The organism is Mycobacterium sp. SMC-2 (assembly GCF_025263485.1).
Taxonomy (GTDB): Bacteria; Actinomycetota; Actinomycetes; order Mycobacteriales; family Mycobacteriaceae; genus Mycobacterium.
Genome location: NZ_CP079863.1, coordinates 4,893,483 through 4,907,784, shown reverse-complemented (window position 1 = coordinate 4,907,784; position 14,302 = coordinate 4,893,483). Strand labels below are relative to the sequence as shown.

Genomic DNA, 14,302 nt, shown 5'->3' with positions numbered 1-14,302 from the left:
GCGCGTTCGCGCGGGCCGGGATGTCCCCGCTTGGCGGTGTAGGCCTGCCGCTACTGTTTGACTGTTGCGCAGACGGGGCCCGTACGGGTCGGAAGAAAATTTCACATGTTGGGACACGCGGATGAAATTCGATCGTGGGGAAGTTACACGAAGGTGCCGCTGATTCCGGGCGAGGGGCCTACCGCTCTTCCTGATCCTGTGGTTCCGACGGCGGTTAACTCGAAGACCAGCGCGTCGGCGTTGCGGCGGGTGTTGCGCCGCGCTCGAGACGGGGTTGCGCTCAACGTCGATGAGGCGGCCGTTGCGATGACCGCGCGGGGCGCGGACCTCGAGGATCTGTGCGCCAGTGCGGCGCGGGTACGCGACGCGGGTCTGGTGTCGGCCGGCCGGCGCGGTCCCGGCGGCGGGTTGCCGATCACGTATTCGCGCAAGGTGTTCATCCCGGTCACCCATTTGTGCCGCGACACATGCCATTACTGCACCTTCGTCACCGTTCCGGGCAGGTTGCGCGCCCAGGGCGCAGGCATGTACCTCGAGCCGGACGAGATCCTCGACATCGCCCGGCGCGGGGCCGAACTTGGTTGCAAGGAAGCGCTTTTCACCCTCGGTGACCGCCCCGAGGATCGGTGGCCGGAGGCCGGGCAGTGGCTCAGCGAACGGGGTTACGACTCCACGCTGTCCTACGTGCGGGCCATGGCGATCAGGGTGCTCGAAGAGAGCGGGCTGCTGCCACACCTGAACCCCGGCGTGATGAGTTGGTCGGAGATGGCCCGGCTGAAGCCGGTGGCGCCGTCGATGGGCATGATGCTCGAGACGACGTCGCGACGGCTGTTCGAAACGAAAGGGCTTGCGCACTACGGCAGCCCGGACAAAGACCCGGCGGTGCGGCTGCGCGCGCTCACCGATGCGGGGCGGCTGTCCATTCCGTTCACCACCGGCCTGCTGGTCGGCATCGGCGAGACGCTGACCGAGCGCGCCGAAACCTTGCACGCGATTCGCAAGTCGCACAAGGAGTTCGGGCACGTTCAAGAAGTGATCGTGCAGAACTTCCGGGCCAAGGAACACACCGCCATGGCCGCCGTTCCCGACGCGGGGATCGACGACTACCTGGCGACGGTGGCGGTTGCGCGGCTGGTGCTCGGCCCCGGCATGCGCATCCAGGCGCCGCCCAACCTGGTGTCCCGCGAGGAGTGCCTGGCGCTGGTCCGCGCCGGCGTCGACGACTGGGGCGGCGTGTCGCCGCTGACGCCCGATCACGTCAACCCCGAGCGCCCATGGCCCGCGCTCGACGAGCTGGCCGACATCACCGCCGCGGCCGGATACGAACTCGTCCAGCGACTGACCGCCCAGCCGCGGTATGTGCAAGCGGGTGCGGCGTGGATCGACCCGCGGGTGCGCGGACACGTGATGGCGCTGGCCGATCCGGCGACCGGCCTGGCCCGCGACGTCAACCCGGCCGGGCTGCCCTGGCAGGAGCCCGACGATGTTTCGTCCGCCGGGCGCGTCGATCTGGGCGCGGCGATCGACACCGAGGGCCGCTCCACCGAAGCCCGCAGCGATCTGGACAGCGCCTTCGGCGACTGGGAATCCATCCGCGCGCACGTGCACGAGCTGGCCGCGCGGGCCCCCGAGCGCATCGACACCGATGTGCTCGCCGCCCTTAGGGCCGCCGAGCGCGACCCCGCCGGCTGCAGCGACGGCGAGTACCTGGCGCTGGCGACCGCCGACGGGCCGGCACTGGAAGCCGTTGTCGCCCTGGCGGATTCTCTGCGCCGCGACACGGTCGGTGACGACGTGACGTTCGTCGTGAACCGCAACATCAACTTCACCAACATCTGCTATACCGGTTGCCGGTTCTGCGCGTTCGCGCAGCGCAAGGGCGACGCCGACGCGTATTCGCTGTCCACCGAAGAGGTGGCGAACCGCGCCTGGGAGGCGTACGTCGAGGGCGCCACCGAGGTGTGCATGCAGGGTGGGATCGACCCGGAGTTGCCCGTCACCGGCTACGCCGACCTGGTCCGCGCCGTCAAGGCGCGGGTGCCGTCGATGCACGTGCACGCCTTCTCGCCGATGGAAATCGCCAACGGCGTGACCAAGAGTGGGCTCAGCGTGCGCGAGTGGCTGATCAGCCTGCGCGAGGCCGGGCTGGACACCATCCCGGGCACGGCCGCCGAGATCCTGGACGACGAAGTGCGCTGGGTGCTGACCAAGGGCAAGCTACCGACGTCGGAGTGGATCGACATCGTGACCACCGCACACGAGGTGGGCCTGCGATCGTCGTCGACGATGATGTACGGGCACGTCGACAGCCCGCGACACTGGGTGGGCCACCTCAACGTGTTGCGCGGGATCCAGGACCGCACCGGCGGGTTCACCGAGTTCGTGCCGTTGCCGTTCGTGCACCAGAGCTCGCCGTTGTATCTGGCCGGCGCGGCCCGTCCCGGCCCCACCCACCGCGACAATCGGGCCGTGCACGCGTTGGCGCGAATCATGTTGCACGGCCGCATTTCCCAGATTCAGACCAGCTGGGTCAAGTTGGGCGTCGAGCGCACCCAGGTGATGCTCAACGGCGGTGCCAACGATCTGGGCGGCACGCTGATGGAGGAGACCATCTCGCGGATGGCCGGCTCCGAGCACGGGTCGGCCAAGACCGTCGAGGAGCTGACCGCGATCGCCGAGGGGATCGGGCGCCCGGCGCGGCAACGCACCACCACGTACGCCCCGCGGGCGGCTTAGCGGTTTTAGGCGCGGGTATCCCCGATGCCGCGAGCCGACGTATCGACGACGACCCGGTTCCCGCAGTGGCGTCCCTTCGTGGACGCGGTGCAGCGGAGACGACCCGACGCGGGCACCCGGTGCGAGGCCGCGTCGGACCCGAAAACCCTGGGCCGCGTGCGCGGCCTACTCAGCGGTTACTGAACCGCGTGTGCGCTCGGGTCAGAAGTTGTTACAGGTGTTCGCGACCTGGTTGATGTCGTCGTAGTACTTCATCGCCGACGGCATCGACTGGATCTGCTGGGCCATCTGCTGGCGCTTGGGCGGCGGCGAGGCCAAGAAGCTGCGGATGTAGGACTGCGCCAGCGGCGAGCTGTTCAACTGCGTCGCGGCCGCCGGATCGGTGGCGTTGAGCGCGGCGATCACCTGCCCGTAGTTGCACGTGGTGTTGATGATTGCGTCCGTCGGGTCCGCGGACGCCATGCCGGCCGCGGCGGTCAACGCCACTGCCGCGCTGCCAACCGCAACGGTCAATTTGGTCAACGACAGCCTCACCATGTGTGGACACCCTTCCCCTGTTAATGCACCGCTAGCACGGCGACGACATTTGCCCCACGGCTGCCGCCTTTTGACGAGATTACCAGGCGCCGCGAGCAGCCTTCCATCGCAACAGATATCGCGGGGCGCCACCGAAGCGCGACTTTCTGCAGGTCATCCGGGGCGTGGACCCTGTTCGCCCTCCGCGAAAGCGACCCGGGTCGCAGGGTGCGAGACTGGCAGTCTTAGATCGTTGATTTAACGGGCGTGCCAAGTAGTTGACCTGTATGTGCTACGTCTAGTATCAGTAACCGAAAGCTTTGTCTGGAGCGGCCGAGTGCACCTGGCGCGAGCCGAAGAGCAGCCCACACCGAAGTAGTACATGGAGGAGACGTCTGTGACCTACACGATCGCCGAGCCCTGTGTCGACATCAAAGACAAGGCATGCATCGAGGAGTGCCCGGTCGACTGCATCTACGAAGGCGCGCGGATGCTCTACATCCACCCGGACGAGTGCGTCGACTGCGGGGCGTGCGAGCCGGTCTGCCCGGTGGAGGCCATCTACTACGAAGACGATGTGCCCGAGCAGTGGAGCCAGTACACGCAGATCAACGCCGACTTCTTCACCGAGCTGGGATCGCCGGGCGGCGCCGCCAAGGTCGGCATGACCGAGAACGACCCGCAGGTGGTCAAGGATCTGCCGCCGCAGGGCGAGGGCGACTGAGCGAGCCGGTGCTGCAGCAGCCCGGGGTGAGGCCGCGCGCCGCACGCGGGCGGGTGTCGGCGTCCCTGCCGGAGTTCCCCTGGGACACCCTGGCCGACGCCAAAGCGCTGGCCGGCTCCCATCCCGACGGGATCGTCGACCTGTCCGTGGGGACTCCGGTCGACCCGGTCGCGCCGGTGATACAGGAGGCGCTGGCGGCCGCCGGGTCCGCGCCCGGATATCCCGCCACCGCCGGCACCCCGCGACTGCGTCAAGCGGCGGTCGCCGCGCTGGGCCGCCGCTTCGGTGTCACCGGGCTGGCCGAGGCCGACGTGTTGCCGGTGATCGGCACCAAGGAGCTCATCGCGTGGCTCCCGACCCTGCTGGGGCTGGGGCCCGCGGATGGCATCGTGGTGCCCGAGCTGGCGTATCCGACCTACGACGTCGGGGCCCGGCTGGCCGGGGCGACGGTGCTGCGGGCCGATTCGTTGACCCAGTTGGGCCCGCAATCGCCGGCGCTGGTCTACCTCAACTCCCCGAGCAACCCGACCGGGCGCGTGCTGGGTGTCGACCACCTGCGCAAAGTGGTCGGCTGGGCGCGCGAGCGGGGCAGCGTCGTGGCTTCCGACGAGTGTTACCTGGGCCTGGGCTGGGAGGCCCAACCGCTGTCGATCCTGCATCCGTCGGTCTGCGACGGCGACCATGGCGGGCTGCTTGCGATCCACTCGCTGTCGAAGAGCTCGTCGCTGGCCGGTTACCGGGCCGGATTCGTCGCCGGTGACCCCGATCTGGTGGCCGAGCTACTGGCGGTGCGCAAACACGCCGGGATGATGGTGCCGACGCCGGTGCAGGCGGCCATGGTCGCCGCCCTGGACGACGACGCGCACGAGCGGGCGCAGCGGGAGCGCTACGAACGGCGGCGGGCCGCGTTGCTGCCGGCGCTGCGCGCGGCCGGATTCGCCATCGAGCACTCCGAAGCCGGCCTCTACCTGTGGGCCACGCGCGGCGAGTCGTGCGGCGACAGCGTCCGCTGGCTGGCCGAACGCGGCATCCTGGTGGCGCCCGGGCACTTCTACGGTCCGCGCGGCGCGCGACACGTGCGGATCGCGTTGACGGCCACCGACGAGCGGATCGCCGCCGCGGTGCGGCGGCTCGCCTAGCCGGCACCCACCGGTTGCCCGCCCGTCGCGGCGCCGAACGTGCACAATGCATCGGAGGTGTTTCGCCCGCTCAACCTCGGGTAAGGACGGTGGTCGTGACGACGTCGGCCGGCAAGCTGCGCATCCCCCTGTCCGTCGGGGACATCGTCAAGCGGGTGTTCCTGGGAAAGCCCCTCATCACCGAGGACATCGCCGCCGAGAAATTGTCGAATGGGGTTGCACTGGGGGCCCTTTCGCCGGACGCGGTGTCATCCGTCGCCTACGGTCCGGAGCAGATCCTGATCGAACTGCTGCCACACGCCGGGCTGGCCGCCTTCCTGCTGCTGCTTCCCATCACCGGTGTCATCCTGCTGATCCTGGTGCTGGTGGCCGCCTCGTATCGGCAGGTGGTGATGGCCTACACCCGGGCGGGCGGCTCCTACATCGTCGCGCGCGACAATTTCGGGCCCCGGGTGGCGCAGATCGCCGCCGCCGCGCTGCTGATCGACTACGTGGTGACCGTCGCGGTGCAGGCGGCGGCCGGGACCGTGGCGGTGGTCTCGGCGATCCCCGCCCTGGGCCCGTACAGCCTCGAACTCACGGTCGGTGTGGTGCTTGTCATCTGCTACGCGAACCTGCGTGGCCTGAAGGAGGCGGGCCTGCCGTTCGCGGTGGCGACCTACTCCTTCATCGTCATGGTCGGCCTGACCATCGTGGTCGGCGTGATTCGCGCGGCTATGGGGAATCTGCCGGTTTACGATCCCGCGCGCATGGCCGGCACCGTGCCGGTCCACCAGGGCAACGGGTTGGTGCTCGGTGCCACCATTTTGGTGTTGCTGCGCGCGTTCGCCAACGGGGGTTCGTCGCTGACGGGGGTGGAGGCGATCTCCAATACGGTCGATTACTTCCGAAAGCCCCAGGGACGCAACGCGCGCCGGGTGCTCACCGCCATGGCCACGATCCTGGGCCTGCTGCTGGCCGGCGTCGCCTACCTGGCGCACGTCACGCACGCGACGCCGCATCTCACCGAATACCCGTCGGTGCTGTCGCAGATCGGCCGCGCCGTCTTCGGAAGCGGCGTGATCGGCGACGTCTTCTTCGTTCTGGTCCAGGCCGCGACCGCCGCCATCCTGTTCACCGGCGCGAACACCAGTTTCAACGGATTCCCGGCGCTGGCCAGTTTCGTCGCCGAGGACCGCTTCCTGCCGCGCCAGCTCACCAAACGCGGGCACCGCCTGGTCTTTTCGAACGGCATCATCACCCTGACGGCGCTGTCGGTGGTGTTGCTGGTGGTGACCGGCGGCTCGGTGAGCGCGCTGGTCCCGTTCTACGCGATCGGGGTGTTCACGGGGTTCTCGATGGCCGGCTACGGGATGACCAGACACCATCTGACGCACCGCGAACCGGCATGGCGCCGCCGCCTGGCGATCAACCTGTCCGCGGCGATCCTGTCGACGATCGTGGTCGGCATCTTCGCGGTGGCCAAATTCACCGAGGGCGCCTGGCTGGTGGTCGTCGTGTTCCCCTTGCTGGTGTTCATGCTGATGCGGCTGAACCGCGAATACCGCGCCGAGGCAGCCATTCTCGAGATGTTCCGCACCGACCGCCCGGAGTTGGTGAAGTACGCGCACCATCGGGTGTTCGTGTTCGTCGACTCGGTCGACCTGGCGGTGATCGAAGCGTTGCGCTACGGCAAGGGATTGCGCGCCGACGAACTGACCGCGGTGCATTTCATGGTCGACCCGGCCCACGCCGCGCAACTGCGCAAGCGCTGGGATCACTTCGATCTCGACACCCCGCTGCGGGTGGTGGACTGCCCCGACCGGCGGGTCAGCCGGGCCGCGCAGCTACTGGTCGCCAAGGCGCGCGAGGACCAACCGCGCACCAACGTAACCGTGCTGCTGCCGCGCCGGACGTTCGCGCGGCTGCTGGGCCGGCTGCTGCATGACCGCACCGCGGACAAGATCTCCCGCGCGGTGAGCCTGATCCCCGATGCGGCGGCGACGATCGTGCCCTACGACGTGGAATCGCGCATCAAGGAGGCCTACCCCGACACCTTCGAGCAGCGGATCGCGCAGGAGATCGACAAGCTCGAAGCGTGGGTGTCCCGCGGCGAGGACGAGAAGGTGGAAGCCTACGAGCACCCCGAGCGGCCGGCGTCGGTGATCCTGGTGGCCGGCCTGATCTCGGGGCAACGGGCCACCGTCGAAGGGCGGGTCAACGAGGTCGAGGACGTCACCGACCGCGGGCGCACCTTTCGGCAGGTCGTCATCGGGGACAACAGCGGGGAAATGAAGATCACCTTCCGCCCCGGCCATGGCGGCGCCGACATCCAGCCCGGCCAGGTCTTGAGGATCACCGGAAAGGCCCGCCAGATGGGCAACCGGCCCATATCCATGGTCGATCCGGTGTATCACGTGATCGAGGACCCCGCGAAGGTCGTCGAGTCCGGCGAATCCGGGGACAGGGGCACCACGTAACCTCCCGAATCGAGCTGCGGGCGAGAGGGTTTCGGCACTGTGCGGTCGGCCCGGGTCGCGCCGTGGGCGGAACTGGCGAGCGATTCCCGGTGGGTCCGTATTCCTACGGCGCCATCCGGGCGTCACGAGCGTCGACGCAGTGCCGGACGAATTGTGGATCTCAAAGTCCCAACATGGGTTTCACGGCGGTTCACCGCGAAACTTGGCGCGCGGCGATATTGCCCCGACCGGCTAAGCTGAGGGGGTTAGGTCGGTAAGCTGACACCCGCACATACGAATCCTGAGCCCGAATGCGTTAGAGATGGTGCGCGCCGATGCGCACAGGGGGGCTCTGCTGAGCGTTATGGCCGCCGACCGCCCAACGCCGTTGGGCGAGAACAGGGGACCGCACACATTGCGTGCCGCAACTGCCACACCCGTTGCCGTCATCGGTATGGCCTGCCGACTTCCCGGCGGCATCGATTCTCCGCAACAGCTGTGGGAGGCATTGTTGCGCGGCGACGATTTCGTGGGGGAGATTCCCGCCGACCGGTGGGACGCGGACCTGTACTACGACCCCGAACCCGGCGTGCCCGGCCGCTCGGTGACGCGGTGGGGGGCCTTCCTGGACGACGTCGGCGGCTTTGACTGCGATTTCTTCGGCATGACCGAGCGCGAAGCCACCGCGATCGACCCGCAACACCGCCTGCTGCTGGAAACGTCCTGGGACGCCATCGAGCACGCGGGCCTCGATCCCGCCGGCCTGTCCCGCTCACAGACCGGCGTCTTCGTCGGGCTGACGCACGGCGACTACGAACTGCTGTCCGCCGACTGCGGCGCCGCCGAGGGCCCGTACGGATTCACCGGCACCAGCAACAGCTTCGCGTCGGGGCGGGTCGCCTACACCCTCGGTCTGCACGGCCCGGCGGTCACCGTGGACACCGCGTGCTCGTCGGGGTTGATGGCCGTCCACCAGGCCTGCGGCAGCCTGAACAGCGGTGAAAGCGATCTCGCGCTGGCCGGCGGCGTCGTCGTGACCCTGGAGCCGCGGAAGTCCGTCTCGGGATCGCTGCAGGGCATGCTGTCGCCGACCGGCCGCTGCCACGCCTTCGACGCGCAGGCGGACGGCTTCGTGTCGGGCGAGGGCTGCGTCATGTTGCTGCTCAAGCGGCTCGACGACGCGCAACGCGACCGGGACCGCGTCCTGGCCGTACTGCGCGGCACCGCCGCCAACCAGGACGGCCGCACCGTGAGCATCGCGGCGCCCTCGGAGACCGCCCAGGTGGCCGTCTACCAAAAGGCCCTGGATGTCGCCGGCGTCGACGCCACCACGGTCGGCTTCGTCGAGGCGCACGGGACCGGCACCCCAGTGGGGGACCCGATCGAATACTCGAGCCTGGCCGCCGTGTACGGAACCGGGGGGCCCTGCGCGCTGGGTTCGGTGAAGACGAACTTCGGGCACCTGCAGTCAACCTCCGGACCGCTGGGGTTGATGAAGGCGATCCTTGCCCTGCAGCACGGCACGGTGCCGCGGAACCTGCACTTCACCCGCCTGCCCGACGAGATCGCCCGGATCGAGACGGAACTGTTCGTGCCGCAGGCCAACACGCCGTGGCCCACCGACGGCCGGCACCCGCGGCGCGCGGCGGTGTCGTCGTACGGGATGTCCGGCACCAACGTGCACGCCGTTCTAGAACAGGCACCGGAACATGCGCCCGCCGAGCCGACGGCCGCGCCGAACCTCGGCGGGGCGTTGTTGTTTCCGGTATCGGCCACCTCCGCGGAGCAACTGCGCGTCACCGCCGCCCGGCTGGCCGCTTGGGTCGACGAGCACGCCGGTGACACGGGCCTGCGGGACCTCGGCTACACGCTGGCGCGCCGCCGCGCACACCGGCCGGTGCGAACCGTGGTGTCGGCGAGCAACTTCGGCGAACTGAGCGCGGCCCTGCGCGGCGTCGCCGACAGCGACATCCCGTACGGGCCCGCCGTCGGGCAGGACGACCGCGGCCCGGTGTGGGTGTTCTCCGGGCAGGGTTCGCAGTGGTCGCGTATGGGCGCCGAACTGCTGGCGCGCGAGCCGGTGTTCGCCGCGACGATCGCCGCGATGGAGCCGCTGATCGCGGCGGAATCGGGGTTCTCGGTCACCGAGGCGATGTCGGTGCCGGAGGTAGTGACCGGCATCGACCGGGTGCAGCCGACGATCTTCGCGATGCAGGTCGCGCTGGCCGAGGCGATGAAGTCCTATGGGGTGCGTCCGGGCGCCGTGATCGGGCATTCGCTGGGTGAATCCGCGGCGGCGGTCGTCGCCGGCGGTCTGTCGCTGGAAGACGGGGTGCGTGTCATCTGCCGGCGCTCGAGGCTGATGGTGCGGATCGCCGGCAGCGGCGCCATGGCGTCGGTGGAACTGCCCGGCCAACAGGTGCTGTCGGAACTGTCCATTCGCGGCATTACCGACGTCGTCCTCTCCGTCGTCGCCTCACCCACGTCGACGGTCGTCGGCGGCGACGCGCAGGCGATTCGGGACCTGGTCGCGGCCTGGCAGGAGCAGGATGTGATGGCGCGCGAGGTGGCGGTGGACGTGGCCTCGCACTCACCGCAGGTGGAGCCGATCCTCGACGAACTCATCGAGGCACTCGCCGGACTCGAGCCGAGGGAGCCGGAAGTCCCCTACTACTCGGCGACGCTGTGGAACCCCCGCGAACGGCCGTCGTTCACCGGTGACTACTGGGCCGAAAACCTGCGCTACACAGTGCGATTCGCGGCGGCCGTGCAGGCGGCCCTCAAGGACGGTTTCCGCGTCTTCGGGGAGTTGGCGCCGCATCCGCTGCTCACCCACGCCGTCGAGCAGAACGCCGCCAGCCTGGACATGCCCATCGTGGCGCTGGCGGCCATGCGCCGGGAGCAGGAGTTGCCGGCCGGCTTGCGCGGTTTCGTCGCCGACGTGCACAGCGCCGGTGCGGCGGTCGACTTCTCGGTGCAGTACCCGACGGGTCGCCTGCTCGACGCCCCGCTCCCGACGTGGACCCGCCGCAGGCTGATGCTCAGCCGCGAGTCGGTGGAGCAGGCGCACGGCGCCTCGGTCCAGGCCGTCCATCCCCTGCTCGGTGCGCACGTGCACCTGCTCGAGGAACCCGAGCGCCACGTCTGGCAGGGCGACGTCGGCACCGAGGCGCACCCATGGCTCGGCGACCACCAAATCCACCACGTGGCAGCGCTTCCCGGCGCCGCCTACTGCGAGATGGCGCTGGCCGCCGCGCGCGCCGCCCTCGGCGACCGGTCCGAGGTCGCAGACATCACCTTCGAGCAGACGCTGTTGCTGGACGGCCAGACGCGGGCATCCTCGGCCGCGACGGTCGCCGCGCCCGGTGTTCTCGAGTTCACCGTGGACACCCACGAGGACGGCGAACGCGTTCGCCGGGCGGGCGCGGTCCTGCGCGCCCCGGAAGAAACGGACGAGGCCGGGCCGGATCAGCCGCCCGCCCACGACATGGCCACGCTGATCGCCAATCACCCGTCCGGCATGGACGGGGCCGAATTGCGAAAGGCCTTCGACGCGATCGGGATTCAGTACGGCCCGGCCTTCTCGGGTCTGGCCGCCGCGCTCGTCGCCGACGGGGACGCCGCCACGGTGCTCGCCGAGGTCGCGCTGCCCGGGGCGATCCGCTCGCAGCAGTCCGGCTACACCGTCCACCCCGCCCTGCTCGACGCGTGCTTCCAGTCGGTGGTCGTGCATCCCGTGGTGCAGCGGGCGAGCGCGGGCGGCCTGCTGTTGCCCGTCGGCGTGCGCCGGCTGCGCAGCCATTCCTCGGCGCGCAACGCGCAATACTGCCTCGCCCGGGTGACGTCGTCCGGCCCCGGCGAGTGTGAAGCCGACATCGACGTGTTGGACCCGTCCGGCGCCGTGCTGCTCACCGTCGAGGGGCTGCGGCTGGCCGGCGGGGTCTCCGAGCGCGAGCAGGCGCACCGGCTGCTCAACGAGCGGTTGTTGACCGTCGAATGGGAGCCCCGTCAACTCCCGGACCCGTCCGGTGCCGAGCCGGGGTGGTGGCTGCTGCTCAGCGCGTGCGACGTGACGGATTCGCTGACGGCGCAACTGGGCGAGGCGTTGAATTCCGATGGCGCGCAATGCACCACGATGTCCCTGCCGCTCGGGTCGGCGCAAACCGCCCAGCTGCGCACGCTGCTGTCCGGCGGCGGTTTGGCCGCCTCCAATGGGCACGGGCCGCTCAAGGGCCTGACCGGTGTCGTCGTGGTGACCGCACAGCGGGCCGGGGGTGCCGACCAAACGCGGCGCGGCCGCGACTACGTGTCGCACGTGGTGGCCATCGCCCGTGAGCTCTCCGAGCTGCCCGGTCAGTCGCCCCGGCTCTTCGTGGTGACCAGGAACGCGGCGAACGTGGCCGCCGGTGATGTGGTCAACCTCGAGCAGACCGGGCTGCGCGGGCTGTTGCGGGTGATCGATTCCGAGCACCCGCACCTGAGCGCCACCCAAATCGACGTCGACGGTTCGACCGGACCCGATCACGTCGCGCTGCAACTCAAGAGCGGCTCGGAAGAAGACGAGACCGCGTGGCGCGACGGGCAGTGGTACACCGCGCGGCTGCGGCCCGGCCCGCTGCGCCCGGCCGAACGGCAAACCACGGTCGTCGATCATGAGCGGGACGGCATGCGCCTGCAGATCCGCACCCCGGGCGACCTCGAATCGCTGGAGTTCACCGCGTTCGACCGCGTGCCGCCGGGGCCGGGGGAGATCGAGGTCGCCGTCGCCGCGACGACCGTCAACTTCGCCGATGTGCTGGTCGCCTTCGGTCGCTACCCCACCTTCGAGGGCTACCAACAACAATTGGGCGGCGACTTCGCCGGTGTGGTGACCGCCGTCGGCCCGGACGTCACCGAGCACAAAGTGGGCGACCGCGTCGGCGGCCTGTCCCGCAACGGCTGCTGGGGCACCTTCGTCATCGCCGACGCCCGGCACGCCGTCAGCCTCCCGCCCGGCATGGCGCCGGAAGACGCCGCCGCCGTGCCCACCGCCTCGGCGACCGCCTGGTACGGCCTGCATGACCTGGCCCGCATCGCGCCGACCGACAAGGTGCTGATCCACTCCGGCACCGGAGGCGTCGGGCAGGCGGCCATCGCGATCGCCAGGGCCGCGGGCTGCGAGATCTTTGCGACCGCGGGCAGCCCCCAGCGCCGGCAACTGCTGCGGGACATGGGGATTGAGCACGTGTACGACTCGCGCAGCGCGAAGTTCGCAGATGAGATCCGCCGCGACACCGGCGGATACGGCGTCGACGTGGTGCTCAACTCCCTGCCCGGCGCGGCGCAGCGCGCGGGAATCGAGTTGCTGGCCTTCGGTGGGCGATTCATCGAACTGGGCAAGCGGGACATCTACCGCGACACGCATCTTGGGCTGTTCCCGTTCCGCCGTAACCTGTCCCTGTTCGCGGTCGACCTCGCGTTGCTGACGTTCAGCCACCCCGAGACGGTTCGCCGCCTGCTGACCACCGTCTACCAACGCACGGCCGACGGCGAGCTCGCGCTGCCGCGCACCACGCACTACCCGATCCACGACGCGGCCGCCGCGGTCCGCCTGGTCGGCGCCGCCGGGCACACCGGCAAGGTGGTGCTCGACGTGCCGCGCGCGGGACGCAGTGTCGCCGCGGTCCCCCCGGAGCAGGTGCGGCCGTTCCGCGCCGACGGCGCCTACATCGTCACGGGCGGTCTCGGCGGCCTGGGGCTGTTCTTGGCCGGTGAGATGGCCTCTCGAGGTGCCGGACGGATCGTGCTCAACTCCCGCTCGGCGCCCGACGGGCACGCACGGCAGGCCATCGAGCGTCTGCGCGCCGGTGGGGCCGACGTCGCGGTGGAGTGTGGCGACATCGCCGAGCCCGGCACGGCCGAACGCCTGGTGGCCTGCGCGACGGCCACGGGTCTGCCGGTACGCGGGGTGCTGCACGCGGCGGCGGTCGTCGAGGACGCCACGCTGACCAACGTCACCGACGAGCTCATCGACCGGTGCTGGGCGCCAAAGGTTTACGGCGCGTGGAACCTGCATCAAGCCTTGCGGGAACGAAAAGCCGGGCAGCCGCTGGACTGGTTCTGCTCGTTTTCCTCGGCCGCCGCGCTGGTCGGCTCCCCGGGGCAGGGCGCGTACGCGGCGGCCAACAGCTGGTTGGACGCGTTCGCTCACTGGCGCCGCGCCCAGGGGCTGCCGGGTAGCGCGATCGCCTGGGGCGCATGGTCCCAGGTCGGGCGCGCGACGGCCCTGGCGGAAGAGGCCGGCATCGCGATCAAGCCTTCGGAGGGGTATTACGCGTTCGAATCCCTGCTGCGCCACGACCGCCCCTACTCCGGCTACGCGCCGCTCATGGGAACGCCCTGGCTGACCTCGTTCGCCCAACGCAGCCGCTTCGCGGAGGCGTTCCAGTCGATGGGGCACGGCAACCGGGACACGGGCAAATTCCTGGCCGAACTCAATGCGCTGCCGCGCGAGGAATGGCCCAGCGCCATCCGTCGCCTGGTGTCCGGCCAGATCAGTCTATTGCTGCGGCGCACAATCGATCCGGATCGTCCGCTGTCCGACTATGGGCTGGATTCGCTCGGCAATCTGGAGCTGCGAACCCGCATCGAAACCGAAACGGGTGTGCGCATCAGCCCCACCAAGATCACCACGGTTCGTGATCTGGCGGAGCACCTGTGCGACGAGCTGGCCGCATCCCAAGCGGCATCGCCGGCATCCTGACCGCAGC

Annotated in this window: 7 protein-coding genes; 6 read left to right on the top strand and 1 reads right to left on the bottom strand. The window is 69.7% G+C overall.

Going from position 1 to position 14,302, the window contains the following annotated elements; translation table 11 throughout:
* Positions 1–105: 105 nt before the first annotated feature.
* Positions 106–2,736: a bifunctional FO biosynthesis protein CofGH gene (locus KXD96_RS22905; RefSeq protein WP_260740203.1), complete on the top strand. Its 2,631-nt coding sequence runs from the start codon at positions 106–108 to the stop codon at positions 2,734–2,736.
* Positions 2,737–2,760: 24 nt separating this feature from the next.
* The gene (locus KXD96_RS22900; RefSeq protein WP_260745590.1) at positions 2,761–2,919 is read left to right on the top strand and encodes a hypothetical protein; all 159 of its coding nucleotides are present in this window, start codon (positions 2,761–2,763) and stop codon (positions 2,917–2,919) included.
* An 18-nt stretch (positions 2,920–2,937) separates the two neighbouring features.
* On the opposite strand, the gene KXD96_RS22895 is transcribed toward KXD96_RS22900, so the two are convergent.
* Positions 2,938–3,270, bottom strand: coding sequence for a hemophore-related protein (locus tag KXD96_RS22895; RefSeq protein WP_260745509.1), 333 nt, complete (start codon positions 3,268–3,270; stop codon positions 2,938–2,940).
* Between the two features lie 379 nt (positions 3,271–3,649).
* On the opposite strand from KXD96_RS22895, the gene fdxA reads away from it, so the two are divergent.
* From fdxA to pks2, 4 genes are all read left to right on the top strand, one after another.
* Positions 3,650–3,976 carry a ferredoxin gene (gene fdxA, locus KXD96_RS22890; protein ID WP_055398945.1) on the top strand — a complete coding sequence of 109 codons (327 nt, stop codon included), beginning with the start codon at positions 3,650–3,652 and terminating at the stop codon, positions 3,974–3,976.
* Positions 3,977–4,029: 53 nt separating this feature from the next.
* Entirely contained in the window at positions 4,030–5,115 is a 1,086-nt protein-coding gene (gene dapC / locus KXD96_RS22885) for a succinyldiaminopimelate transaminase (protein WP_260745508.1), read from the top strand.
* 95 nt (positions 5,116–5,210) lie between these two features.
* Positions 5,211–7,574 (top strand): APC family permease, encoded by a 2,364-nt coding sequence (locus KXD96_RS22880; RefSeq protein ID WP_260740192.1) that lies wholly within the window; start codon positions 5,211–5,213, stop codon positions 7,572–7,574.
* Between the two features lie 394 nt (positions 7,575–7,968).
* The gene (pks2, locus tag KXD96_RS22875) at positions 7,969–14,295 is read left to right on the top strand and encodes a sulfolipid-1 biosynthesis phthioceranic/hydroxyphthioceranic acid synthase (RefSeq protein ID WP_313901669.1); all 6,327 of its coding nucleotides are present in this window, start codon (positions 7,969–7,971) and stop codon (positions 14,293–14,295) included.
* The last annotated feature ends 7 nt before the right edge of the window (positions 14,296–14,302 follow it).

What these genes read in the sequence shown, in the direction of transcription:
- KXD96_RS22905 (WP_260740203.1), top strand. Translation starts at nt 106, where the DNA reads ATGTTGGGACACGCGGATGAAATTCGATCGTGGGGAAGTTACACGAAG.
- KXD96_RS22900 (WP_260745590.1), top strand. Translation starts at nt 2,761, where the DNA reads ATGCCGCGAGCCGACGTATCGACGACGACCCGGTTCCCGCAGTGGCGT.